The following is a 25,225-nucleotide window of genomic DNA, read 5'->3' as shown; positions in this document are numbered from 1 at the left end:
TTTGCTCGTTCGATCGGACGAGGTGGAGAGCGCCTACCGCTTCCGATTCACAAACGCGCCCATCAGCCGCGTCGGCTCGTCCGTCAGGAACGACTCGCCGAAGACTTTGACGCTCAAATTTACCGACTCGGTCAGCGGCAGCTCCTCCCATTGCCGCAGCAATGCCTTCTGCGACCGCAGCGCCTCGGGGCCGCATTCGAGCAGGGCCTTCACGAGGTGCTCGACCTCGGCATCGAGCCCACCCTCCGGCGCGACCTTGTCGACCAACCCCCAGGCCAGCGCCGTCGGCGCGTCGATGTTCTCAGCGGTCATCACCAGCCAGCGCGCGCGGGCCCACCCGATCAGGCGCGGCAGCAGCGCGGCATGGATCACCGAGGGAATGCCGACCCGCACCTCCGGCATGCCGAAATGCGCATCACGGGCGGCGATCCGGAAATCGCAGGCCGCGGCGACTTCGAGCCCGCCGCCGAGGCACCAGCCGGGCATGCGCGCGATCATAGGGGCCGGGAAGGCGCGCACGGCCTCGCAGAGGTCGCGCAGGCGGCTGATGAAGGCCTCGGCGGACTTCTGGTCGAGCTTGGCCATCTCCTTGATGTCGGCGCCGCCGATCATGCTCTTCTCGCTCTGGCCGCGCAGCACCACGACCCGGATGCTGCGGTCGGACGAGAGCTGCTGCAGGCCTTCGCGCACCGCATCGGTGACGGGCGAGCTCAAAATGTTCAGCGAGCCGGCATTGCAGATCGCGACATGAACGACGCCGCGCGCATCGCGCGTCACGCCGCAGTGGTTGTTGAGCATTTCCATGAGAGGATCTCTGAGCTTCGTAGACGTGCGAATACGCCGGTCAGGTCACACTTCCGGGCCGAAACGCATTGCTTGTCAAGCCGGCGGGGAGGGAGTTGCCAGCGCTAAGTCCGCAGCATAGTATGATGAAAATCATACAAAAGAGGCCGCGATGACCGACATCGATCAACTCGACCTGTTTTCGCCTGCGGGCCGGCGCGAGCGGGTGGTTGAATGGCAGGTGCCTGCGCCGGTTGCGAAAGTGGCGATGGGCCTGTCAGGCATGGATGCGATGCTGGGCATCCGCGACGGAAGGCTGCCGCCGCCACCCTTTGCCAAGCTGATCGGCTTCATCATGGCCGTGGTCGAGCCGGGCCGGATCGTCATGGAACTCGAGCCGCGCGAGGATCTCGAAAACACCATAGGCCTCCTGCACGGGGCCACAGCCGCCGCGCTGCTCGACACCGCCATGGGGTGTGCGATCTCGACCCGGCTGGAGCCCGGGCAGGGCTCCGTCACCCTCGATCTGAAAATGACCTTCCTGCGTCCGCTCTCGGTCCGGTCCGGGTTGATCTCCGCCGAAGGCAAGGTGATCAAGCTGGGACGCCAGACCAGCTACGCCGAGGGATTTGTCCGCGACGGTAAGGGGGCGCTTGCGGTGCACGCAACGGCGACCTTTTCCATGATCGGCAACAATTTTACCGGGAATTAATGCGCCGTCCGGCCGATATCCGTGTTATTAGATGACCCCCGACATCCAATGAGATCCGCATGCGCTATTCCCGGGAACACAAGCAGGAAACCCACGACCGCATCGTGAAGAAGGCTTCCGTGCGGCTGCGCGAAAAGGGCGCCCACGGCATCGGTGTCGCCGACCTCATGAAGGAAGCGGGCCTGACCCATGGCGGCTTCTACGCCCATTTCGATTCCCGCGAGGCGCTGGTGATCGAGGCGTTTGGCTACGCTATGGATCGCTCGATGGAGCACTGGCGCAAGCAATCCGATCAGGTCACGCCGGAGAAGCAGCTCAGTCAGATCGTTGAGACCTATCTCTCCGCGGTGCATCGCGACAACCCCGGTCACGGCTGCTCGATCCCCGCGCTCGGCGCCGAGATCGCCCGAGAGAGCCCGAAGACGCGAAAGGCCTTTGCCGGCAAGCTCGACGAGATGATCGAGATGATCACGGACTTCATCCCGAATCTGCCGCGCAAGGCCGCGCGCAAGCAGGCGATCGCGACGCTGGCGACCATGGCCGGCACCATGTTGCTCGCGCGCATTGCCGGCTCGAGCGAGCTGTCGGATGAGGTGCTGAAGACGGGCAAGGACAGCGCGCTGGACGGCGCGCGGCGTGAGCCGAAGGCTGCGGCGGCGAAAAAGGCGAAGCAGAGCTAGGCTTCAGAGCCCCGCAAACAACGCCCGCTCGCGCTCCACAATCTCGGAAATATAATCCGCCACCGCGCGGATGCGTGCGAGGTCCTTGCTGTCGGCGTGCATCAGCATCCAGAAGGTGCGGGTGATCGAGACCTCTTCCGGCAGCACCGCAATCAGCTGCGGATAGTCGGCCGCCATGAAGTGCGGCAGCACCGCAATACCGAAGCCGGCGAGCGTGGCGTTGAGTTGTGCGATCAGATTGGCGCTGCGCAAGCGCGCGGAGATCTTCGGCGAGACCTGCGGCAGATAGTCGAGCTCGGGCGTGAACAAGAGCTCCTCGATATAGCCGACGAATCGATGCTGCGGCAGGACCTCGCGCGAGGTGATTTTCGGGAAGCGGTCGAGATAGGCGGGCGCGGCATAGAGTCCGAGCCGGTAGTCGAGCAGCTTGCGGCCGACGATGCGGCCTTCCTTCGGCATGGTCAGGCTGATGGCGATATCGGCCTCGCGCTTGGAGAGGCTGAACAGCCGCGCGGTGGCCACCAGTTGCAGGTCGAGATCGGGATACCGGTCCGCGAACGGCGCCAGTCGCGGCGCCAGGAAGGCGGTGCCAAAACCGTCCGGCGCGCCGATCCGCACCGTGCCGGTCAGCCGCGCCACGGAGCCACCGACCTGCTCCTGGTTGGCGACGATGGTCGATTCCATCGCTTCCGCGCTGTCGGCGACGCGCTGGCCGGCCTCTGTCAGCAGGTAGCCGGTCTTGCGCCGGTCAAACAGCTTGGCCGAGAGGTGCTTCTCCAGCCGGTCGACGCGGCGGATCACGGTGGCATGGTCGACGCCGAGCTGTTTTGCCGCAGCCGAAACCGAGCCGCCCCGCACGATGGCCAGCACGAACCGGAAGTCGTCCCAGTCGATAGCGCCTTGATCCAGCATTTTCGCACATCTATGGTGCATTATCTCAGACTTGAATCCTATAAAATGCAGGTCGATAGGATTTGTCAAAGCGTTCAAGCTCGCCTCAAGGAGACCATTCCATGCGTTCAGTCGGACATTTCATTGGTGGCAAGGAGGTCAAGGGCACCTCGGGCCGCACCGCCGACGTTTTCGAGCCGATGACCGGTGACGTTCAGGCCAAGGTGGCGCTGGCGTCCAAGGCCGAGGTTCGCGCCGCCGTGGAAAACGCCCGCGCCGCGCAGCCGGAATGGGCCGCGACCAACCCGCAGCGCCGCGCTCGCGTCATGATGAAGTTCGTCGAGCTGGTGCAGCGCGACTACGACAAGCTGGCCGAACTGCTTGCCCGCGAGCATGGCAAGACCGTTCCTGACGCCAAGGGTGACATCCAGCGCGGCCTCGAGGTCGCGGAGTTCGCCTGCGGCATTCCGCATCTGATGAAGGGCGAGTACACCGAAGGCGCCGGCCCCGGCATCGACATCTATTCGATGCGCCAGGCGCTCGGCGTCGTCGCCGGCATCACGCCGTTCAATTTCCCGGCGATGATTCCGATGTGGAAGTTCGCTCCTGCGATTGCCTGCGGCAACGCCTTCATCCTGAAGCCGTCGGAGCGCGATCCCGGCGTGCCGATGATGCTTGCCGAACTGATGATCGAGGCGGGCCTGCCGTCCGGCATCCTCAATGTCGTCAACGGCGACAAGGAAGCGGTCGACGCCATCCTCGACGATCCCGACATCAAGGCCGTCGGCTTCGTCGGCTCCACCCCGATCGCGCAATACATCTACGAGCGCGCCGCCCAGACCGGCAAGCGCTGCCAATGTTTTGGCGGCGCCAAGAACCACGCCATCATCATGCCGGATGCCGACATGGACCAGGCAGTCGACGCACTGATCGGCGCCGGCTACGGTTCGGCCGGCGAACGCTGCATGGCCGTGTCAGTCGCGGTTCCGGTCGGCAAGGCCACTGCCGACCGCCTGATGGAAAAGCTGGTCCCGCGCGTCGAGAGTCTCAAGATCGGCACCTCGATCGATCCCTCCGCCGATTACGGTCCGCTGGTGACGCGCGAGGCGGTCGAGAAGGTCAAGGGCTATATCGACATCGGCATCAAGGAAGGCGCGACGCTCGCCGTCGACGGCCGCGGCTTCAAGATGCAGGGCTACGAGAACGGCTTCTATCTCGGCGGTTCGCTGTTCGACAACGTCACCAAGGACATGCGGATCTACAAGGAAGAGATTTTTGGCCCCGTGCTCTCGGTCGTGCGCGCGCACGATTACAAGGAAGCGCTGGCGCTGCCGTCGGAGCATGATTACGGCAACGGCGTTGCGATCTTCACCCGCGACGGCGACGCCGCGCGCGACTTCGCGGCCAAGGTCAACGTCGGCATGGTCGGGATCAACGTGCCGATCCCGGTGCCGATTGCGTATTACACCTTCGGCGGCTGGAAGAAGTCGGGCTTCGGCGATCTCAACCAGCACGGCCCGGATTCGGTCCGCTTCTACACCAAGACCAAGACGGTGACCTCGCGCTGGCCGTCCGGCGTCAAGGAAGGCGCGGAGTTCTCGATCCCGCTGATGAAGTAACCGTCGTTGGAGCGAAACTAACAGATGCAGTTCGCTCTGAACGAGGATCAGATCGCGGTTCGCGACATGGCGTTGGCGTTTGCGGCGGAAAAGATCGCGCCGCACGCGCTGCGCTGGGACGAGGAGAAGCATTTTCCCGTCGAGGTGATGCGCGAGGCCGCCACGCTCGGCATGGGCGGCATCTACATCCGCGAGGATGTGGGTGGCTCCGCCATGACACGGTTCGACGCGGCGCTGATCTTCGAAGCGCTGGCGACGGGCTGTCCGACCACCTCGGCCTTCATCTCCATCCACAATATGGCGTCGTGGATGATCGATGCCTACGGCAGCGACACCCAGCGCCACAAATGGCTGCCCAAGCTCTGCACCATGGAGCTGATCGCGAGCTACTGCCTGACCGAGCCCGGCGCCGGCTCGGACGCGGCAGCGCTCCGCACCCGTGCCGTGCGCGACGGCGATCATTACGTTCTCAACGGCCAGAAGCAGTTCATCTCCGGCGCCGGCGGGACCGATCTCCTGGTCGCGATGGTGCGCACCGGCGGCGATGGCCCCGGCGGCATCTCGACGCTGGTCATCGACGGCAACACGCCGGGCGTCTCGTTCGGCGCCAACGAGCGCAAGATGGGCTGGAACGCGCAGCCGACCCGCGCCGTGATCTTCGAGAACGCCCGCGTGCCGGTCGCCAACCGGCTGAGCGAGGAGGGCGTCGGTTTCAAGATCGCGATGGCAGGCCTCGACGGCGGGCGTCTCAACATCACAGCGTGCTCACTAGGCGGCGCGCAGACCGCGCTCGACAAGGCGCGTTCCTACATGAAAGAGCGCAAGGCTTTTGGAAAACGCCTCGACGAATTCCAGGCATTGCAGTTCCGTCTCGCCGACATGGCGATCGAGCTCGAGGCCGCGCGTACGTTCCTGTGGCGCGCAGCGGCGGCGCTAGACCGCAAGGATCCCGACGCCACGATGCTCTGCGCGATGGCCAAACGCTTTGGCACCGATGCCGGCTTCGAGGTCGCCAACCAGGCGCTTCAGCTGCACGGCGGCTACGGCTATCTCAGCGAATACGGCATCGAGAAGATCGTGCGCGATTTGCGCGTGCACCAGATTCTCGAAGGCACCAACGAAATCATGCGGCTGATCGTGGCGCGCAAATTGATCGAGGGCGCCCGATGAGTGGAGCGGAGGAAGGCGATCTGGTCGCATGGGTCGAAGGCTCGGCCGGATTTATCAGGCTCAACCGCCCCAAGGCGATCAATGCCGTGACGCTGGAGATGTTTCGCGACATCGACAAGGCGCTCGACCGTTTTGAGGCCGATCCCGCCGTTGCCGTGATCGTGCTGGAAGGTGCCGGCGAGCGTGGCTTGTGTGCCGGCGGCGACATCCGTGCGCTCTGGGAAAGTTCGAAGGTCAATGGTGACCTCGGCAAGATCCTGTGGCGGGAAGAGTACATCCTCAACGCCCGGATCAAGAAATTCCCGAAACCTTATGTCGCCTTCATGGACGGCATTGTGATGGGCGGCGGCGTCGGACTCTCGGCGCATGCGAGCCATCGAATCGTGACTGACCGTACGAGGCTTGCGATGCCCGAGGTCGGGCTCGGTTTCTTTCCCGACGTCGGCGGCACTTGGCTGTTGTCACGCTCGCCGGGCGAGATCGGCACTTATTTCGGCCTGACCGGCCAGACCATGAACGGCCCCGATGCGATCCATGCCAGGTTTGCCGACGCGGTGGTATCGGCGGCCAAATGGCCCGAGTTGCGCGACGCGCTGACCAAAGTTCGCCAGGGCGTCACCGCGGCCGATGTCAGCAAGCTCATCAACGGTTTTGCGACCGGGGAGATCGCGGGGCCGGTCGCCGCAAAGGAGCCGGCGATCGACGCACTGTTCGGCTTCGACCGCATGCAAGACATTTTTGCCGCGCTCAAGCGCGACGGTTCCGAGTTCGCGCTGGCGACGTTGAAGGCGCTCAACGAAAAATCGCCGCGCGGCATGGTGGTGACGCTCAAGCTGCTGCGGCTCGCGCGCACCGCGTCGAGCCTGGAAGAATGCCTGGTGCGCGAATATCGGGCTGCGCTGGAAGTCTTCCGCAGCGACGACTTTCGCGAAGGCGTGCGCGCCGCCGTGATCGACAAGGACCGCAATCCGACCTGGTCGCCGTCGCGAATCGAGGACGTCACGCCGGACATGCTTGCGCACTATCTCGCCGAGATTGGCGCCGACGAATTGAAGTTCAACTAACAACGTCTTTCAAGCGGAGGAAACCAAGATGGCCACGATCGCATTCATCGGTCTCGGCAACATGGGCGGCCCCATGGCCGCCAATCTGGTCAAGGCCGGCCACAAGGTCGTCGCTTTCGACCTCGCCGAGGCCTCCCGCAACCAGGCCAAGGCCGACGGTGCCGGCATCGCAGAGAGCGCTGCGGGCGCCGTGAAAGGTGCCGATGTGGTCGTCACCATGCTGCCGGCCGGCAAGCATGTGCTCGGCGTGTGGGGCGAGGTCGTTCCCGCGATGACCAAGGGCGCGTTGATCATCGACTCCTCCACCATAGACGTCGAGAGCGCGCGGCAGGCGCATGCGCTCGCGGCCAAGCACGGCGTGCTTTCGGTCGACGCGCCGGTGTCCGGCGGCACCGGCGGAGCCAAGGGTGCGACGCTCACCTTCATGTGCGGCGGCGAGGACAACGCGTTTGCAGCGGCAAAGCCCGTGCTGGAGAACATGGGCAAGAAGATCGTGCATTGCGGCGGTGCCGGCGCGGGCCAGGCGGCAAAAATCTGCAACAACATGATCCTCGGCATTTCCATGATCGCCGTGAGTGAGGCGTTCGCGCTGGCCGAGAAGCTCGGGCTCTCGCACCAGGCGCTGTTCGACGTTGCCTCGACCTCGTCGGGCCAGTGCTGGTCGCTGACGACCTATTGTCCGGTGCCCGGGCCGGTGCCGACCTCGCCCGCCAACAACGACTACAAGCCGGGCTTTGCCTCGGCACTGATGGTGAAGGATCTGACACTGGCGCAGGACGCCGCCAAGGCCGCCGGCGCGGCGACGCCGCTCGGCAAGCATGCGCAGGAAATCTATCAGGCCTTTGACGCAGCCGGCCAGGGCGGGGTGGATTTTTCCGGAATTATCGAGCACGTTAGGGAGCTGGCCGGGAAAGCCTAATGACGACATTTCAGGAAGCGCGCGCGTTTCTGCTTCACAACCGCACGGACTATGAGACAGCGGTCAAGGGCTTCCGCTGGCCGGATCCGATTCCCTTCAACTGGGCGCTCGACTGGTTCGATGCCGAGCTAGCGGCGAATGCGGACAGCAAGGATCGTCCTGCGCTCTGGATCGTCGATGCCGCGCAGGATCGGCAGACCAAGCTCTCGTTCGGGGCGTTGTCGCGCCGCTCCAACCAGGTCGCCAACTTCCTCCGCGCGCAAGGCTTGAAGCGCGGCGATCATCTCCTGCTGCTGCTCGGCAATGTCGTTCCGCTGTGGGAGACGATGCTGGCCGCGATCAAGCTCGGCGTCGTCGTGATTCCCGCGACGACGCTGCTCACCGCCGACGAGCTGCGCGACCGGCTCGATCGCGGCAAGGCAAAGGCGGTGGTGGCCGCGCAGGACCAGGTTGCGAAGTTCGCAAGTCTTGGCGCCGATAATATCGTCCGCATCGTCGTGGGCGAGGCCTCCGATGGCTGGCTTTCCTATGATGACGCCGCAAGGGCGTCGGAGAGCTTTGCAGCCGACGGCCCGACCAACGCTGACGACCCGATGCTGCTCTATTTCACCTCGGGCACCACGGCAAAGCCGAAGCTGGTGCGGCACAGCCAGCGCAGTTATCCCGTCGGCCATCTCTCGACCATGTATTGGATCGGGTTGAAGCCCGGCGACGTCCATCTCAACATCTCCTCGCCCGGTTGGGCCAAGCACGCCTGGAGCTGTTTCTTTGCGCCGTGGAATGCGGGCGCGACCGTCTTTGTGGTCAACCAGCCGCGCTTCGACGCCAAGGGGCTGCTTGCCACCATTGGCCGCTGCGGCGTCACCACGCTGTGCGCGCCGCCGACGGTGTGGCGGCTGTTCATCCAGGAGAATCTTGCGTCGTTCAAGGTGGCCTTGCGCGAGGTCTGCGGCGCCGGCGAGCCCCTCAATCCTGAAGTGATCGAGCAGGTGCAGGCCGCCTGGGGCCTCACCATCCGCGACGGGTACGGCCAGACCGAAACCACGGCGCTGGCCGGCAACTCGCCGGGGCAAAAGATCAAGGTCGGCTCGATGGGCCGGCCGCTACCGGGCTATCGCGTGCAGGTCAGCGACGCCGATGGTCATCCGGCCAAAGAGGGCGAGGTGGCTCTAGTGCTCGGCGAAAACCGCCCCGCCGGCCTGATGGAGGGCTATCAGGGCGACGACGGTGGGCTGTCCGGCGCCGAAGGCGAGCTTTATCGCAGCGGTGACGTCGTGTTCGAGGATGACGATGGCTATCTCACTTTCGTCGGCCGCTCCGACGACGTATTCAAATCCTCCGACTATCGCATCAGCCCGTTCGAACTCGAGAGCGTGTTGCTCGAGCACGAGCTCGTCGCGGAAGCTGCCGTGGTGCCGAGCCCGGACCCGATCCGGCTCGCGATCCCCAAGGCCTATGTGCTGCTGACATCCGGTGCGGAGCGTTCGCCGGAGACGGCGCTCTCCATCTTCAGGCATCTGCACACGCGCCTTGCACCGTTCAAGCGCATCCGGCGCCTCGAGATCGTCACGGAGCTGCCGAAGACGATCTCGGGAAAGATCCGCCGCGTTCAGCTGAGACGGCTGGAGCGTGACGACGACCGCAATGATGCCCTGCGCGGCCGGGAATTCCGCGAAGAGGACTTTCCGGAGCTGCCGAAAACACGGAGTGAGACCTAAGTGAACGAAGTCTGGAAGAAGCCGCCGATTTCCTTGGACGCCTATCAGGCCATGGTTGGCAAGGAGATCGGCGTGTCGTCGTGGCACCTGGTCGATCAGCCCCGCATCGACACCTATGCCGACGTGATCGAGGATCACCAGTTCATTCACGTCGACCCGGAGCGTGCGAAGAACGAGACGGCGTTCGGCACCACCATCGCGCACGGCTTCCTGACGATGTCGCTGCTGTCGATTATGTCCTACGAGGTGATGCCCGTCATCGCGGGCACCACGATGGGGGTCAATTACGGTTTTGACAAGCTGCGTTTCATCTCGCCGGTGCGCTCGGGCAAGCGCGTTCGGGGCCGTTTCGTGCTGGCGGAAGCCAAGCTGCGCAAGCCGAATGAATTGCAGTCGCGCACCAACGTCACCGTGGAAATCGAAGGCGAGGACAAGCCCGCGCTGGTCGCGGACTGGCTCGGGTTGATCTATTTCGCCTGAGTGGGCCGTCGCTGCCGGGCTTGACCCGGCAGCCCATCGCTGCTCAAAAGTTGTCCAAATCGGTGCGCTCGAACCCTCTCCCTCGCGAGAGAGGGTGGCGAAATCGAGCGGAGCGAGATGAAGCCGGGTGAGGGGTATCTCTCCACACGCTCATCTGCCGAGACAGATCCCTCATCCGGCGCTTCGCGCCACCTTCTCCCACAAGGGGAGAAGGGAAGACAGCACAAGGAAGCACAATGGCAATCAGGTTCGACGGACGCGTCGCCATCGTCACCGGCGCGGGCAATGGTTTGGGGCGCGCGCATGCGCTGGGATTGGCAAGCCGCGGCGCGAAAGTCGTGGTCAACGATTTCGGCGGCGCGCGCGACGGCAGCGGCGGCTCGCTGTCGCCGGCGGAGACCGTTGTCGAGGAGATCCGCAAAGCGGGCGGCACCGCCATGGCCGACGGCGCCGACGTCTCGAATTTCGAGCAGGTCACCGCGATGGTCGAGCGCGCCACCAAGGAGTGGGGCAGCGTGGACCTCTTGTGTGCCAATGCCGGCATTTTGCGCGACAAGTCGTTCGGCAAGATGGAAGCGGCCGATTTCCAGAAGGTGCTCGACGTGCACCTCGTCGGCACCTTCTATTGCTGCAAGGCGGCCTGGGCCGGCATGCGCGATCGCAACTATGGCCGCATCGTCCTGACGACGTCGTCCTCCGGCCTCTACGGCAATTTCGGCCAGGCCAATTACGGAGCGGCCAAGTCCGGCATGGTCGGCCTGATGAACGTGCTGGCGGAAGAAGGCCGCAAGAGCGACATCCGCGTCAACATCATCTCGCCGACGGCAGCGACCCGCATGACGGAAGAGCTGCTGCCGCCGCAGGCGCTGCAGTTGATGAAGCCGAACGCGATCACGCCCGCGGTCGAGTACATGCTGAGCGAGGACGCGCCGACCCGCACCATCATGGGCGCCGGCGCCGGCTCGTTCGCGGTGATCAAGATCGTCGAGAGCGAAGGCATCAACCTGCCGGAGTCCGAGTGGACCCCGGATGCGGTCGCGGCGCATTTCGCCGAGATCAGCGACATGTCAAAGGCGAAGGCGCTGCAGGGAGCTTTCGAGCAGACGCAGAAATACGTGGCGCAAGCCGCTGCGCGCGCCGGGGTAAAACTCTGACAGCGGTCGCCGTCATCGGCGCCGGCCCTGCCGGTCTGATGGCGGCCGAAGTGCTCGTGCAGGGTGGTGCTCGCGTCACCGTCTACGATTCGATGCCGTCCGCTGGCCGCAAATTCCTGATGGCCGGCCGCGGCGGGCTCAATCTCACCCACAGCGAACCGCTGCCTCAGTTCATCACGCGCTACCGCGAGGCGGCGCAGAGGTTGCAGGCTGCGATCGAAGCGTTTCCGCCTGACGCGCTGCGCGCCTGGAGCGAGGCGCTGGGCGAGCCGACCTTTGTCGGCTCCAGCGGGCGTGTGTTTCCGAAGGCCTTCAAGGCCTCGCCCTTGCTGCGGGCCTGGCTGCGACGCCTCGATGCCGCCGGCGTGCACTTTGCGTTTCGCCAGCGCTGGATGGGATGGGACGGGGACGGACGACTGGTCTTTGACCCACCCGGCGGCGGAGACGGCATCGCCGCGGACGCGATAGTGCTGGCACTCGGCGGCGCCAGCTGGCCGCGACTGGGCTCCGATGGCGGCTGGACGACGATCCTGGCCGACAAAGGCGTTGCGATCTCGCCGCTGCGGCCGGCGAACTCCGGCTTCACCGTCGCATGGTCCGAAATCTTCCGCACGCGCTTCGAGGGCCAGCCGCTCAAGGGCATCACGCTCTCCTTCGGCCCACACCGCGCCCGCGGCGAGGCCATGATCACAAGCGGCGGGATCGAGGGCGGGACGATCTATGCGTTGTCGGCCGAGCTGCGCGAGGCGATCGCAGCGAACGGCGCAGCGGTCCTGCACGTCGCGTTGCGGCCGGATGTCGATCATGGCGAACTCGTCAAGCGCCTGTCCGCCTCGCGCGGCAAGCAATCCTTCTCCAACTTCCTGCGCAAGGCTGCGCAGCTGTCGCCGGTCGCGGTCGGGCTGCTGCAGGAGGCCACCATCGGTGCTGGCCAGTCGTTGTCGGCAATATCGGCCGAGCGATTGGCGGAGCTCATCAACGCCGTGCCGGTCAAGCTCACACGCGTCGCGCCGATCGCGCGCGCGATCTCCAGCGCCGGCGGGATTTCCTTCGACGAACTCGACTCGGACTTCATGATCCGCAAACTGCCGGGCGTGTTCGCGGCCGGTGAGATGCTGGACTGGGAGGCGCCGACCGGTGGCTACTTGCTCCAGGCCTCGTTCGCGACGGGAGCTGCGGCGGGCAGGGGTGTGTTGCGACGGCTCGTCCAACTGTCGTCCTGACCATCCGCATCATGACGTCCCGGTCCGGGTTGCGAGATCCGTGAGGAGGCCGAGCACGCCGAAGCTTGCCGCCACCGCGCAGACCATCGTCCAGCCGCCAAAACTCCAGGCCAGCGATGCCGCCGCCGCGCCGATGCCACCGCCAACGAAGAACAGCGCGACGAACAGGCCGTTCATGCGACCGCGGGCCTCGGGGCGCAACAGGTTGATGGCGCGGCGGCCCAGCGTCTGATCGGTGGTGATGCCGACGTCGAGCAGGATCGTGCCGAGGCTCAGTACCAGCAGACCGGTGATCTGGGATTCAAGCACGCTCGCCCAGGCACAGAGCGCAAGCGAGCCGATGATGAGCAGATGGGCGGCAAAGAACATCGGCCGCGCCCGGCCCTTGTCGCCCCAGCGTCCCGCGATCGGTGTCGCCGCGGCGCCCGCCACACCGATCAGCGCGAAAGCCGCAATTCCCTTGGCGTCGAGGTCGAACGGCGCATCCGGCAGCCGCAGCGCGACCGCCGACCAGAACGCCGTGAAGGAGGCCATGACAAGCGAGGCGGTCCAGGCCCGCACGCGCAGCACCGGCTCTTCGCGCAGCAGTCTTGGAAAGGACAGCAGTAAATCGGCGTAACTCGCGCGTGCCGACGGTCGAAGGGTTGGAAGGTAACGGGCGAGTGCGCCGGCAAGCAGGGCCATCAGAGCGGCCGAAACGACATAGTAGGCGCGCCAGCTCCAGAGATCGGCGATCAGGCTCGCCGCAGGTCGTGACAAGAGGATGCCGATCATCAATCCGCCCATCACCTCGCCGATGGCCTGACCGCGGCGATCCGGCGCCACCATAGATGCGACCAGCGGAACCATCATCTGGATCGCCGCGCAACAGGCGCCAAGGATGAAGGTGGCGAGCAGCAGAAGCGCAGGCGTCGGCGCGAGCGCCGTCGCGAGAGCGGCGAGGATCGCGCAGCCGAGTGTGCGGAGGATGACAAGCCTGTTCTCGACCAGATCGACAAGAGGCACGAGCAGCAGCAGGCCGAGTGCGTAGCCGAGCAAGGTCAGCGTGCTGATCAGCCCCGCCTGCCACGCCGGCATGGACATTGACCGGCCGATCAAGCCGAGCAGGATCTGTGGCGCGAACAGATTGGTGACGATGACACCGGCGGTGATCGCGCCGAGCCAGATCAGCGGCCGCTCGGCGAGCTGGTTTCGGGACGCAGGCCTGATGGTTTCGGAGACAGTCATGGGACCTCGCAGCTGTAGCGCGAGACCCTTTAAGCGGAGCGAGCAATATGCTACAATTCAAATAAGCCTATAAAGAATATGCGGGGTTTGTTATGAATACCCATGACCTTGTCGCTTTCGTCGCCGTGGTCGAGACCGGATCGATTGTCGCAGCTTCGGCGCGTCTCAATCTCACCCAGCCTGGCGTGACCCGACGCATCCAGAATCTCGAGGAGATGTTGGGGGCGCAGCTTCTGGATCGGCTCTCGAAGCCCCTGAAGCCGACGGCAGCGGGGCATGAGGCCTACGAGCAGGGCAGGCGCCTGCTCAGGATGCTGGACGACCTCAAGTCGGGCGTTGCCAGCGACGGAATGGTCCGCGGCGAGTTCAGGCTCGGCCTGACGCCGTTTCTCTCGGAAGCGGGCTTGACCGCACCACTCGATGCGGTGCGCGCCGAATTTCCCGCGCTGGCGGTGCGGGTGGTCTCCGGTTGGTCGCCGAACCAGCTCGAGCGTGTCTGCCGCAACGAGCTCGATGCAGCCGCGATTTGTCTCCCCGACGGTGCAGTGCCGCCCGCCGATCTGGCGGCCGACGATCTCGGCGCGCAGCCCGTCGTCTTCGTCGTCGCACGCGAGATGAAGATCCCGCGCACCGTCGACCTGGAACGGCTGTCCCAACTGTCATGGGTGATCAACCAGGACGGCTGTGGATTTCGCGATACGCTGAAGCGAAAATTCGATGCCTCGCATCTGCCGTTCAACATCGCCGTCGAGGCGCTGGACAGTGAGCTCCGCCTGTCGCTGGTGTCGCGCGGCCTCGGCGTCGGGCTGGTCACCCCGATCGCCCTGAAACGTAGCGCATTTCGCGACAGGCTCAAGCCGGTCGCCGCGCGCGACTTCAAACCCGCCGTGCGCGCTTGGGTGGTGCATCGCGCCCCCGCCGGTCGGCTGGAGCGGCCGATCAAACTCTTTCGCGACGGATTGGTCCGGGAACTCCAGGCACTGATCGGGGGCTAGCTATCTCAGCTTCCCCCGTGCCGCCACCGGCAGCGTGCCGATGATCTCCTCGCCGCGCACCATCACCACTTCGTCCATCATGTTGACGACGACGCAGACATGATTTGGCACGACCCGCACGACGTCGCCGACGTTAGGCCGGGTGTTGCTGCGGGAGAGGTCGAGGAAGCCGTGCTCCTCGGCGAAGCGTGCGATCTTCGCTTCGGGGTGCTCCAGGATGAGGCCGTGGCCGTCGAGGCCGCCGGTGTCCGTCGTCAGAGTCTTTGAGCCGGCGTCCAGAATCCCGCGCTCAGGCGCGGCGCGGCTGACCACGGTCGAATAGATGTGCAGCGCGCAGTCGTCCCAGGTGGCGACGCCGGCCGCGACCTGCATGCGGTCGTTATAGATGTAGGTGCCGAAGCGATGCTCGGTGCCGCCCTTGAGCTTGCCGAGGTTCTTCAGGTTCGGCGTGCCGCCGGTCGAGACGATTTTTGCATCCAGCCCGTGTGCGCGCACGCCGGCCAGAGCTTCGTCATAGAATTTTTGGGCGTCCGCCCAACCAGTCTCGGTCGGATACAGCATGAAGCCGGCGAATTGCAGGCCCTTGGATGCGGCAATCTTCTGCGCCAGTGCAATCGCCTCGGCGGGCGTCTCGACGCCGGCGCGCTGGCGGCCGGTATCGCATTCGACCACGACCGATAGCGGTCGACCTGAGGCTGCGGCGGCCTTGGGCAGGCCGGCGACGACGGTCGAATTGTCAGCGGCGACCGTCATGTTGGCCTTCGCCTGCAGCGCCCCTAACCGCGCCATCTTCTCTTCGCCGAGCAGGTTGTAGCTGATCAGGATATCGTCGATGCCGGCATTGGCCATGATCTCGGCTTCACCGAGCTTCTGGCACGTGATGCCCTTGGCACCGGCCGCGATCTGCATCTTCGCGATGGTGGGGTTCTTGTGCGTCTTGACGTGGGGACGGTTGGCGATCCCGGCGTCGTCGCAAGCCTTCTGAATCCGCGCGATGTTGCGCTCTACCTTGTCCATGTCGATAACGGCGCAGGGCGTGCCGTATTCGCGGGCGATCTTGGCGGCAAGGGTCGTTGTCATGGAAGTCTCTGAGTTGGCGCGCATCCCGTTTGCAAAAGCGGTGCCCACTTTTGCGGAATGCACGCTAGGCCTGTTCAATCTCTTCGCGCCGCACTTCGAGCTCCAGCCATTTGTCCTCGGCCTCGGCCAGTTCCTTTTGCGCCTTCGTCAGAGCGTCGGAGGCCTGGTCGAAGCGCTTGCGATCCTTGCGAAAGAGATCGGGGTCGTCAAGGAAGCGCTGCTGCTTGGCGATCTCGGCCTGCAGCTTGGCGATGGTCTTGGGCAGCGTCTCCAGCGCGTGTTGCTCGTTGAAGGTCAAGCGTCGTCTCGCGACGCCGGACGGCACGGATGATCGCTGCTCTCTCGTCTCTTCGACGGCCTTCGCGGTCGCGCGCTTCACGTCGGCGCCGCGCTGGGCCAGCATGTCGGTATAGCCGCCGGCATATTCGAGCCAGCGTCCGTTGCCCTCGGGCACGATCACTGACGTCACCACGCGGTCGAGAAAATCGCGATCGTGGCTGATCAGAATCACGGTGCCCTCGTAGTCGCTGAGCATCTCCTCGAGGACGTCGAGGGTCTCCAGGTCGAGGTCGTTGGTCGGCTCGTCCAGCACCAGGAGGTTGGAGGGTTTTGCCAGCGCGCGCGCCAGCATCAGCCGGCCGCGCTCACCGCCCGACAGCACCTCCAGCGGCGTGCGCATCTGTTCCTGGGCGAACAGGAAGTCCTTCATGTAACTGACGACATGCTTCGGCTTGCCGCCAACCATGACATGGTCGCCGCGGCCGCCGGTCAGCGCCTCGGCCAGCGTCGTCTTCGGATCGAGACTTTCACGATGCTGGTCGAGCGTCGCCATCTCGATGTTGGCGCCGAGCCGTATGCTGCCGCTGTCCGGTGCGCTGCCGCCGGTCAGCATCTCGATCAGCGTGGTCTTGCCGGCGCCGTTCGGGCCGACGATGCCGATGCGATCGCCGCGCTGGACGCGGATCGAGAAGCCGTCGACGATCTTTCGCTCGCCATAGGACCGGCTGATATTCTTGGCCTCGATGACGAGCTTGCCGGACTTGTCGGCCTCGGCAGCCGCCAGGTTGGCGTTGCCCGTCGCGCCGCGATGGGTGCGGCGCTGGTCGCGCAGCGCGTGGAGATTGCCGAGTCGCTTGACGTTGCGCTTGCGGCGGCCCGAGACGCCGTAACGCAGCCAGTGCTCCTCGTTGACGATCTTGCGGTCGAGCTTGTGCTGGTCGCGCTCTTCCTCCGCGAGCACCTCGTCGCGCCAAGCCTCGAAGGCACTGAAGCCGCGGTCGATCTGCCGGATCTGGCCGCGGTCGAGCCAGGCGGTGCTGCGCGAGAGATTGCCGAGGAAGCGCCGATCGTGGCTGATGATCACCAGCGCGCAGCGGCGGCTCTCCAGTTCACTCTCCAGCCATTCGATGGTCGGAAGATCCAGATGGTTGGTCGGCTCATCCAGCAGCAGGATGTCGGGCGAGGGCGCCAGCACGCGTGCCAGCGCGGCGCGGCGCGCTTCGCCGCCGGAGACATGCGCCGGATCTTCTTCGCCGCTGAGACCGAGCTGCTCGACCAGATAGCGCGCCTGATAGTGGTCGTCGCCAGCATTGAGGCCGGCCTCGACATAAGCGAGCGTGGTGGAGAAACCGGAAAAATCCGGCTCCTGCGGCAGGTAGCGAATGGTGGCGCCGGGCTGCACGAAACGGCTGCCGCCATCCGGTTCGACCAGGCCGGCGGCGATCTTGAGCAGCGTCGATTTGCCGGAACCGTTGCGGCCGATCAGGCAGACGCGCTCGCCGGTCGAAACCGACAGTTCGACGCCCGCCAGGAGCGGCGTGCCGCCAAAGGTCAGCTTGATATCGCGCAGTTGAATCAGCGGTGGCGCCATGCGGTGTCTCAGTCCTGTCTTGTTGCGGCCTGGTCGGCGCGGCGGCGCTGAATGCGGCGGATGGTCTGGTCGAGCGTCGACAGAAACGTCGAGCGGTCGCGCGGTGAATACGATTTCGGACCGCCGGTGACTTCGCCGGCCGAGCGCAAATCGGTCATCAGGTTGCGGACCGCGAGCGTCATCCCGATCGATTCCTCGGTGAACGCCTTGCCGTTGGACGCGATCACATCGGCGCCGGCCTTCACGCAGCGGCTTGCGAGCGGAATATCCGAGGTAATGACGATATCGCCGGGCCCGGCGCGTTCCGCGATCCAGTCATCGGCTGCGTCCATGCTGGCACCAGCGGCGATCCGCTCGATGAGTGGATCCTGGGGCACGCGGATGAAATTGCCCGCGACCACGCTCACGGGCAGGCCGTGCCTGCCGGCAACGCGATAGATCTCGTCCTTCACCGGACAGGCATCGGCGTCGACATAGATACGAGTGGTGTTTTGAGGGTTCGTCATGGTCCGTAGATGGGGCTTGCGAAGCGGTTCCGCAGCAGCCGCGTGGTACCCCATTCGGGCCGCAAAGGCGAGGGGATTGACCCCGGTTCCTCAGGGCCTACGATCGGGCCGAAACAACAAGAAATTGGGGAAAGCCAAGCCATGCCGAACCGGCTCGAAACCTATCGCGTCGAGGCCTACAACACGGCCAAGCAATCCGAAAACAAGATGCATGACGATGCAGTGGCGCGCCGCTTCGGGTTCTCCGGCGGGCTGGTCCCCGGCGTCGACGTCTTCGCCTACATGATGCATGTGCCGGTGTCGCGCTGGGGCCGCGATTTCCTGTCGCGCGGGCTGATCGAGGCGCGTTTCATCAAGCCGGTCTATGACGGCGAGACCGCCGACGTCGATGCGACCGAGCACAACGGCCTGCTCACCATCGAGGTGTTCAGCCGCACCGAGCTCTGTGCCACCGGCACGGCGGCGCTGCAGGCAACTGCGACTGCGGCTGCGGTGTCGTTGAGCGACTATGTCGAGGTCCCCGCGGTTGCCGAGCGCAAACCGGTCAGCCCAGCAACCTTCGAGACCGGCAAATGGTTGGGCACGACGCCGCGCCGCTGGGCCGGGCAGGATGCCGCCGACTATCTCGCCGACATCCGTGAGACCGATCCGATCTTCGCGGGCGAGGGGCTCGGCCATCCCGGCCTGATCCAGCGCGTCATGAACCGCGTGCTGGTGGACAACACGATGCTCGGCCCCTGGATCCATGTCGGCAGCCGCATGCAATTGCTGTCAGCCGCGCGCGCCGGCGACGAGATCACCGCGCGGGCAAAAGTCACCGCGAACTACGAGAAGAAGGGCCACCGCTTCGTCGAGCTCGACGCGCTGGTGGTCGCCAACGGCACGACGCCGCTGGCGCACTGCCTGCACATCGCGATCTACCAGCCGCGCGAGCAGGCGGCGGCGTAGGGAAGGAGCACAGCGCGTCCTCACACTCGCTGTCATTCCCCGCGAAGGCGGGGAATCCAGTACGCCGAGGCTCCTCCGTATCCCACGACCGTCTCTGGAATACTGGATCGTCCGCTTTCGCGGACGATGACAGCGGAGTTTGTGGCGACGACGGAACGCCCTTTACGCCGCTTTCCCCTTCGCATCCTGGATCGCGCGCCACACGCGTTCCGGCGTCAGCGGCATGTCGATGTGCTTGATGCCGTATTCGGAGAGCGCGTCGATCACCGCGTTCACGACCGTCGACAGGCTGCCGGCGCAGCCGGCTTCGCCGCAGCCTTTGCTGCCGAGCGGATTGGTCGTGGCCGGCACCGGGTGGTCGCCGACCGTCATGTTCGGAACGTCCTCGGCGCGCGGCAGAGCGTAGTCCATCAGCGAGCCCGTGATCGGCTGGCCGCTCTCGTCGTAGCGGACGTGCTCCATCAGCGCCTGGCCGATGCCCTGGACCACGCCGCCATGGAGCTGGCCCGCGACCAGCAGCGGATTGATCACCGTGCCGAAATCGTTGACCGCGCTGTAGCGCACGATCTGCACGACGCCGGTCTCAGGGTCGATCTCGACCTCGGCGACATGGCAGCCGTTCGGGAAGGCTGATGGCACCGGTTCGCTGGTGTGATCGACGTCGAGGCTGTCGGGTACGCCCTCCGGCATCTTGCTGTCGTGCAGGCGTTTGGCGAGCTCCATGATGTCGATGCTGCGGTCGGTGCCGGCGATCGTAAAGCTGCCGCCTTCGAATTCGATATCGGCTTCGGAGGCCTCCAGCATGTGCGCGGCGGCGCGCTTGCCCTTTTCGATCACGAGCTTGGCGGCGCCCACGATCGCCATGCCGGTCGCGGTGATCGAGCGCGAGCCACCGGTGCCGTTGCCGGTGTGGACGATGTCGCTGTCGCCCTGCACCAGCTTGACGCTGTCGAAGGGAACGCCGAGCTGCTGGCAGAGGACCTGCGCGAATGCGGATGCGTGGCCCTGACCGTAATCGAGCGTCCCGGTGATGAGCTGCACCGAGCCATCGGGATCGAACACGATCTTGCCGAGCTCGACGCCGGGAGGTGCGGTCACCTCCAGATAGGAGCCGACGGCGATGCCGCGCAGCTTGCCGGACTTCTTGCTCTCCTTCTTGCGCTTGGCAAAATTCTCGTGGTCGGAGATTTCGAGGGCCTTGTTGAAGACGGCCTGGAAGTCGCCGCTGTCATAGGTGACGCCGGAGGACGCGGCGAACGGCATCTGGTTCTGCTTGATGAAGTTGCGCTTCCGCAGGGTCAGCCGGTTGATGCCCATCTCGTCCGCGGCGCGGTCGATTAGCCGCTCCATGTAGTAGTTGGCCTCGGGCCGGCCGGCGCCGCGATAGGCGCCCATCAACGTGGTGTTGGTCAGCACCGTCTTGATGTCGACGGCCATCAGCGGCGTGCGATAGACGCTGGAAAAGTTCTTGCTGGTGTTGAGCGAGAGCGGACTGGGAGCAACGCCGGTGATGTAGGCACCGAGATTGCCGTAACCCGAGAGCTTGGCGGCGAGGAAATGCCCCTCGGCGTCCAGCGCGAGCTCGGCATGAATCTTCTGCGCGCGGCCGTGACTATCGGAGAGGAAGCTGGTCGAGCGCTCGTCCAGCCACTTCACCGGTCGTCCCAGCGTCTTCGCCGCGTACAGGATGCACATGTATTCGGGGTAATTGATGTTCTTCATGCCGAAGGAGCCGCCGACATTGGCGGTGAGAATGCGCACGTTTTCGTTCGGCACTTTCAGATTCTTGGCGAGATTGGCACGGTTGCCTGCCACCCCCTGCGTGGGCACCTGAAGAGTGTAGCGCTCGGTCTTCTTGTCATAGGAGGCAAGGCCAACGCGTGGCTCCATCGAGACCACGGCGACGCGGGTGTTCTCGATGTCGACCTTGGTCACGTGAGCAGCACTGGCGAAGGCCGCGTTCACCTTGTCGGTGTCGCCATAGTGGTAGTCGAGCGCGACATTGTTCGGGATGTGGTCGTACAGTTGCGGCGCGCCGGGTTTTGCGGCTTCCTCGGGATCGGTCACCGCCGGCAGCGGCTCGATGTCGAGTTCGACCGCCTCGGCCGCGTCGCGCGCCTGGGCCAGCGTCTCCGCCACCACGAAGGCGACGGGATCGCCGACGAAGCGGACCTTGTCGGTTGCGAGCGGCTGGCGGTTGGTCTGGAGCAGGGGCGAGCCGTCACGGCTCTTCAGCGGCAGGCCGCAGGTGAAGGGGCCGTAGCCGGCCGCATCGAGGTCTTCGCCGGTCCACACCCCGAGCACGCCCGGCATTGCTCTGGCTGCATCGATGTTGATGCCGCGAATGACGCCATGGGCATGGGTCGAGCGAACGATCACGGCATGGGCCTGGCCGGGCAGGTTGAAATCGTCGGTGTAGCGGCCCTTGCCGCGCACCAAGGTATCGTCCTCCTTGCGGCGGACCGGCTGCCCGACGCCATATTTTTGCAGTGCAATAGCGTTTTCGAGCGTGGAGGATTTGGTGTGTTCTTGCATGGAATTGACCTGAAAAGCCGGCAAATGCGCGGTTTGGGGGGCGCCTGGGGTCCGGACCCCTCAAAAATAACCCACCGGCCCGCTCACGACAACGCACGAATGGGCATGGTCCCATGTGATGCGTTGTTGCGCAGGATTGGTGCGCTGCTAATGTTTCAGGCGAAAAAGCAATTCCAGATCGGCCTAACCGGCCGCGGAAAGACAGTTTGTATGAATGACCACACGCGGCTCCGCGACGGCCTTGCGCCGCACGGTGAGCTGGGGTCGATGGCGGCGGCGTTCGCCACTGAACCGGCCGTCGGCGCGCAAGCGCCGGGAACCGGCGTCTACGCGGCGCTCGACCTCGGCACCAACAATTGCAGGCTCCTGATCGCCTGTCCGACCCACGACGGCTTTCGCGTGGTCGATTCCTTCTCGCGCATCATCCGGCTCGGCGAGGGCGTCTCGGCAACCGGGTGCATCAGCGAGGCCGCGATCGAACGCGCCATCGTGGCGCTTGGCATCTGCCGCGACAAGATCAACCTGCGCAAAGCGCGGCGGCTGCGGCTGATCGCCACCGAAGCGTGCCGCGCCGCCTCGAATGCCGAAGGCTTTCGCAGCCGCGTCGCTGCCGAGACCGGGATCGAGCTCGAGGTAATCGACCGCGAGACCGAGGCGGCGCTTGCCGTGCTCGGCTGCTCGCCGCTGGTCGATCCCAGGGGGCGCGGCGCAATCCTGTTCGACATCGGCGGCGGCTCGACCGAGCTGGTACGGATCGAGCGCGACGCCGCAAATCCGGAGCCGCGCATCAAAGCCTGGATGTCGATCCCGTTCGGTGTGGTCACGCTTGCCGAGCAGTTCGGGGGCCGCGACGTGACGCCCGAGATCTACGCCGCGATGGAGCGCGAGGTCGCCCATCACATCGCGCCGTTCGCCGAACAGCATGGCGGCGATCTCACTGATATGCATCTGCTCGGCACGTCAGGCACTGTGACGACGCTCGCCGGCATCCATCTCAACCTCGCGCGCTACGACCGCCGCCGCATCGACAGCGTCTGGATGAACGATACCGACGTCACCGCGACCATCAACAAGCTGCTTGGCATGAGCTACGAGGAGCGCGCCGCGAACAGCTGCATCAGCGTTGAGCGCGCCGATCTCGTCCTGGCCGGCTGCGCCATCCTCGACGCGATCCGCCGCGCCTTTCCGCTGCCACGCCTGCGCGTCGCCGACCGGGGCTTGCGCGAAGGCATGCTGGTCGAGATGATGCGCGAAGACGGCGCGCTCAGGAGCTGGTGAGATGGTCAAGGACACCACCGGCCGTTTGCACGTCCAGGTCAAGACCCACGGCAAGCGCAAATTGTCGTCGAAGCTCTGGCTGGAGCGGCAGCTCAACGATCCCTATGTGGTGAAGGCGAAGGCGCTGGGCTATCGCTCGCGCGCCGCGTTCAAGCTGCTCGAGATCGATGACAAATACCGGCTGCTGAAGCACGGCATGGCTGTGGTCGATCTCGGCGCCGCGCCGGGCGGCTGGAGCCAGATTGCCGCCAAGCGCGTCGGCTCGGTCGACGGCAAGGGCAAGGTCATCGCGATCGACCTGCTCGAAATCCCCGAGATTGCCGGCGTCGAGTTCGCGCAGCTCGACTTCATGGACAATGACGCGCCGGACAAGCTCAAGGCCATGCTCGACGGCGGCGCCGACATTGTCATGTCCGACATGGCTGCCAACACCACCGGTCATCGCAAGACCGACCAGCTTCGCATCGTCGGCCTGATCGAGACCGCTGCCGCGTTCGCCTGCGATGTGCTGAGGCCGGGCGGGACCTTCCTGGCGAAGGCGTTCCAGAGTGGCGCCGACGCCGAACTGCTCGCCCAGCTCAAGCGCGATTTCGCCACGGTGCGTCACGTCAAGCCGGCCGCAAGCCGTGCGGATTCCTCGGAGCGCTACGTCCTCGCGACGGGATTTCGGGGGGCTCGCAACGACGAGGTGGAGCACTAGCCCAGCCGCTGATCCCGCACATCCTGCGTATCCTCGGTCGCCGCCTTGACGGCCGCCTTGGCCGCGCCCTTGCCGGCACCTTTGCGGCTCGCGATCTCCACCGCTTTGCGGCCGGAAACTTCGTGGCCGGCATCGGTGGGCATCTGCCAGAAGAACCAGCTCGACGCCGCCGAAGTCAGGGCGATCACGAGAAAGGCCGGCGCAAATACGGTGGCGTCGAGCTCGCTGACGTGGCTGAACCACATCGTCGTCTCCACGGAGGCGGCGCCGACCGCGACGCCGGCCGAGACCGCGAGCTGCTGGTTGACGCTGACGAGCGTGGTGGCGCGGCTCATCTGCGCCTGCTCGACCTCGGCATAGGCCACCGTGTTGATCGCGGTGAACTCGAGCGAACGGAAGAAGCCGCCGACCACCAGGATGATCATGATGATCAGCAGGGGCGTCGTCACGGTGAAGAGGGCACAGGCGGCCAGGAAAACCGCACTGATGATCGCGTTCACCGTCATCAGGTTGCGGAAGCCGAAGGCGCGGATGATGCGCGCGGCCAGCGCCTTCATGCCCATGGCGCCGAGCGAGGAGCCAAACGTGACGAGGCCGGACTTGAACGGCGAGAGGCCGAATCCGATCTGCATCAGCAGTGGCAGCAGGAACGGCAGCGCGCCGATGCCGAGCCGGAACATGAAGCCGCCGAGAACGGCCGCGCGCAGTGTCGGCAGCCTCAGCAGCGTAAAGTCCAGCACCGGCGACCCCGTTCGCCGCGCGTGAAGGACATACAGCGACATCGAGATCGATCCGCCGACGACCAGGGCGGCAACCGTGCTCCATGGCAGCAGATTGAGTCCGGCGACCGACAGCCCGAAGGCGATGCCGGCGAGCCCGAGGCCCGCGAGCACCATGCCGTAGAGGTCGAACGGCTCTCGTTCCTCGCTTTTGATGGGATCGATGAAGCGCAAGGCCATGAAGATGCCGAGCAGCCCGATCGGGATGTTGATCAGGAAGATCCAGTGCCATGACGCGTAGGTGGTGATGAAGCCGCCGAGCGGCGGCCCGATCACGGGGCCGATCAGGGCAGGGACCGTCACCCACGCCATCGCGTTGACCAGCGCGCTCTTGTCGACCGACCGCAGCAGCACGAGGCGCCCGACCGGCGTCATCATTGCCCCGCCCATGCCTTGGAGGATGCGCGCGAACACGAAATCGGTGACCGATGTCGAGAGCGCGCAGCCGACCGAGCCGACCATGAACACGCCGACGGCAATCGCAAACACCAGACGCGCGCCGAACCGGTCGGCGGTCCAGCCGCTCGCCGGGATGAAGACCGCAAGCGACAGCAGATAGGAAGTGATCGCGAGCTTGAGCGTCAGTGGGCTGGTGCCGATGTCGGCCGCAATCGCGGGCAGCGACGTGGCGATCACCGTCGAGTCCATGTTCTCCATGAAGAGAGCAGTGGCCACGATCAGCGGAATGATGCGTTGCTTGTCGACCATGACGGATTGGTAATGGACATCGGGAACGAAGGGCGAGAATTGCGGCTTATCACCGCCACTGGGCCGCGACCATTGCGGATCGACGCATAGCACCTAAATCCCGCGTGACCCCAGGCGGGTGCGCCCTGCGCCGGAGATCACGATGATCTGCCGTTCGCCAGTACGTGCCGCCGCGAAGGCTATCCG

At 65.2% G+C, this 25,225-nt stretch carries 21 protein-coding genes and 1 pseudogene; 14 read left to right on the top strand and 8 right to left on the bottom strand.

Annotated elements, in window-relative coordinates; genetic code table 11:
- Positions 1-33 precede the first annotated feature (33 nt).
- On the bottom strand, positions 34-804 hold the full coding sequence (locus IVB54_RS22905) for an enoyl-CoA hydratase (RefSeq protein WP_018459221.1): 771 nt from the start codon (positions 802-804) through the stop codon (positions 34-36).
- Positions 805-955: 151 nt separating this feature from the next.
- On the opposite strand from IVB54_RS22905, the gene IVB54_RS22900 reads away from it, so the two are divergent.
- Both IVB54_RS22900 and IVB54_RS22895 read left to right on the top strand, forming a co-directional pair.
- Positions 956-1,495, top strand: coding sequence for a PaaI family thioesterase (locus IVB54_RS22900; protein WP_018459220.1), 540 nt, complete (start codon positions 956-958; stop codon positions 1,493-1,495).
- A 59-nt stretch (positions 1,496-1,554) separates the two neighbouring features.
- On the top strand, positions 1,555-2,175 hold the full coding sequence (locus tag IVB54_RS22895) for a TetR/AcrR family transcriptional regulator (protein WP_018459219.1): 621 nt from the start codon (positions 1,555-1,557) through the stop codon (positions 2,173-2,175).
- Between the two features lie 3 nt (positions 2,176-2,178).
- On the opposite strand, the gene IVB54_RS22890 is transcribed toward IVB54_RS22895, so the two are convergent.
- Positions 2,179-3,087: a LysR family transcriptional regulator gene (locus tag IVB54_RS22890; protein ID WP_247776453.1), complete on the bottom strand. Its 909-nt coding sequence runs from the start codon at positions 3,085-3,087 to the stop codon at positions 2,179-2,181.
- A gap of 101 nt (positions 3,088-3,188) precedes the next feature.
- On the opposite strand from IVB54_RS22890, the gene IVB54_RS22885 reads away from it, so the two are divergent.
- The 8 genes and pseudogenes from IVB54_RS22885 (at position 3,189) to IVB54_RS22850 (ending at position 12,413) form a co-directional block, all read left to right on the top strand.
- Positions 3,189-4,685 (top strand): CoA-acylating methylmalonate-semialdehyde dehydrogenase, encoded by a 1,497-nt coding sequence (locus tag IVB54_RS22885; RefSeq protein WP_018459217.1) that lies wholly within the window; start codon positions 3,189-3,191, stop codon positions 4,683-4,685.
- Positions 4,686-4,709: 24 nt separating this feature from the next.
- Positions 4,710-5,855 (top strand): isobutyryl-CoA dehydrogenase, encoded by a 1,146-nt coding sequence (locus IVB54_RS22880; RefSeq protein ID WP_018459216.1) that lies wholly within the window; start codon positions 4,710-4,712, stop codon positions 5,853-5,855.
- Complete coding sequence (locus IVB54_RS22875; protein ID WP_018459215.1) at positions 5,852-6,919, top strand: enoyl-CoA hydratase/isomerase family protein; 1,068 nt, start codon at positions 5,852-5,854, stop codon at positions 6,917-6,919. Before IVB54_RS22880 ends, IVB54_RS22875 begins: the two co-directional genes overlap by 4 nt.
- A 13-nt stretch (positions 6,920-6,932) precedes the next feature.
- Positions 6,933-7,838: pseudogene (mmsB, locus tag IVB54_RS22870) on the top strand (3-hydroxyisobutyrate dehydrogenase); the annotation flags it as partial.
- Complete coding sequence (locus tag IVB54_RS22865; RefSeq protein ID WP_247776452.1) at positions 7,838-9,556, top strand: AMP-binding protein; 1,719 nt, start codon at positions 7,838-7,840, stop codon at positions 9,554-9,556. The pseudogene mmsB and the gene IVB54_RS22865, both read left to right, overlap by 1 nt.
- Positions 9,557-10,036: a MaoC family dehydratase gene (locus tag IVB54_RS22860; RefSeq protein ID WP_018459212.1), complete on the top strand. Its 480-nt coding sequence runs from the start codon at positions 9,557-9,559 to the stop codon at positions 10,034-10,036. It begins immediately after the preceding gene.
- 236 nt (positions 10,037-10,272) lie between these two features.
- Positions 10,273-11,190, top strand: coding sequence for an SDR family NAD(P)-dependent oxidoreductase (locus IVB54_RS22855; protein WP_018459211.1), 918 nt, complete (start codon positions 10,273-10,275; stop codon positions 11,188-11,190).
- Positions 11,187-12,413 (top strand): TIGR03862 family flavoprotein, encoded by a 1,227-nt coding sequence (locus tag IVB54_RS22850; protein ID WP_083926554.1) that lies wholly within the window; start codon positions 11,187-11,189, stop codon positions 12,411-12,413. The genes IVB54_RS22855 and IVB54_RS22850 overlap by 4 nt, the downstream gene beginning before the upstream one ends.
- Positions 12,414-12,422: 9 nt before the next feature.
- Here IVB54_RS22850 and IVB54_RS22845 read toward each other — a convergent pair whose 3' ends face one another.
- Positions 12,423-13,640 (bottom strand): MFS transporter, encoded by a 1,218-nt coding sequence (locus tag IVB54_RS22845; protein ID WP_018459209.1) that lies wholly within the window; start codon positions 13,638-13,640, stop codon positions 12,423-12,425.
- A gap of 92 nt (positions 13,641-13,732) precedes the next feature.
- On the opposite strand from IVB54_RS22845, the gene IVB54_RS22840 reads away from it, so the two are divergent.
- Positions 13,733-14,635, top strand: coding sequence for a LysR family transcriptional regulator (locus IVB54_RS22840; RefSeq protein WP_204510951.1), 903 nt, complete (start codon positions 13,733-13,735; stop codon positions 14,633-14,635).
- On the opposite strand, the gene IVB54_RS22835 is transcribed toward IVB54_RS22840, so the two are convergent.
- The 3 genes from IVB54_RS22835 to IVB54_RS22825 form a co-directional block, all read right to left on the bottom strand.
- Positions 14,636-15,715: an alanine racemase gene (locus IVB54_RS22835; protein WP_026233758.1), complete on the bottom strand. Its 1,080-nt coding sequence runs from the start codon at positions 15,713-15,715 to the stop codon at positions 14,636-14,638. It lies immediately after the preceding gene.
- 64 nt (positions 15,716-15,779) lie between these two features.
- Positions 15,780-17,585, bottom strand: a complete 1,806-nt coding sequence (locus IVB54_RS22830; RefSeq protein WP_247776451.1) for an ATP-binding cassette domain-containing protein — start codon at positions 17,583-17,585, stop codon at positions 15,780-15,782.
- A gap of 8 nt (positions 17,586-17,593) precedes the next feature.
- Positions 17,594-18,091, bottom strand: coding sequence for a YaiI/YqxD family protein (locus IVB54_RS22825; RefSeq protein WP_018459205.1), 498 nt, complete (start codon positions 18,089-18,091; stop codon positions 17,594-17,596).
- A gap of 141 nt (positions 18,092-18,232) precedes the next feature.
- On the opposite strand from IVB54_RS22825, the gene IVB54_RS22820 reads away from it, so the two are divergent.
- Positions 18,233-19,039: a hypothetical protein gene (locus IVB54_RS22820; RefSeq protein ID WP_247776450.1), complete on the top strand. Its 807-nt coding sequence runs from the start codon at positions 18,233-18,235 to the stop codon at positions 19,037-19,039.
- A gap of 162 nt (positions 19,040-19,201) precedes the next feature.
- Here IVB54_RS22820 and IVB54_RS22815 read toward each other — a convergent pair whose 3' ends face one another.
- Positions 19,202-21,574 carry a xanthine dehydrogenase family protein molybdopterin-binding subunit gene (locus IVB54_RS22815; protein ID WP_018459203.1) on the bottom strand — a complete coding sequence of 791 codons (2,373 nt, stop codon included), beginning with the start codon at positions 21,572-21,574 and terminating at the stop codon, positions 19,202-19,204.
- Positions 21,575-21,784: 210 nt separating this feature from the next.
- Between IVB54_RS22815 and IVB54_RS22810 the strand changes: the two genes are divergently transcribed.
- Together IVB54_RS22810 and IVB54_RS22805 are read left to right on the top strand one after the other, a co-directional pair.
- A complete protein-coding gene (locus IVB54_RS22810; RefSeq protein ID WP_026233757.1) occupies positions 21,785-22,852 on the top strand; it encodes a Ppx/GppA phosphatase family protein in 1,068 nt (355 codons plus the stop codon).
- A 1-nt stretch (position 22,853) separates the two neighbouring features.
- A complete protein-coding gene (locus IVB54_RS22805; protein ID WP_018459201.1) occupies positions 22,854-23,552 on the top strand; it encodes an RlmE family RNA methyltransferase in 699 nt (232 codons plus the stop codon).
- On the opposite strand, the gene IVB54_RS22800 is transcribed toward IVB54_RS22805, so the two are convergent.
- On the bottom strand, positions 23,549-25,039 hold the full coding sequence (locus tag IVB54_RS22800) for an MFS transporter (protein WP_018459200.1): 1,491 nt from the start codon (positions 25,037-25,039) through the stop codon (positions 23,549-23,551). The genes IVB54_RS22805 and IVB54_RS22800 overlap by 4 nt on opposite strands.
- Between the last annotated feature and the right edge of the window lie 186 nt (positions 25,040-25,225).

The organism is Bradyrhizobium sp. CW1 (assembly GCF_023100665.1).
GTDB classification, from domain to species: Bacteria; Pseudomonadota; Alphaproteobacteria; order Rhizobiales; family Xanthobacteraceae; genus Bradyrhizobium; species Bradyrhizobium canariense_D.
The sequence above is the reverse complement of the archived record's forward strand: the minus strand, read 5'-3'. Positions and strand labels throughout refer to the sequence as shown.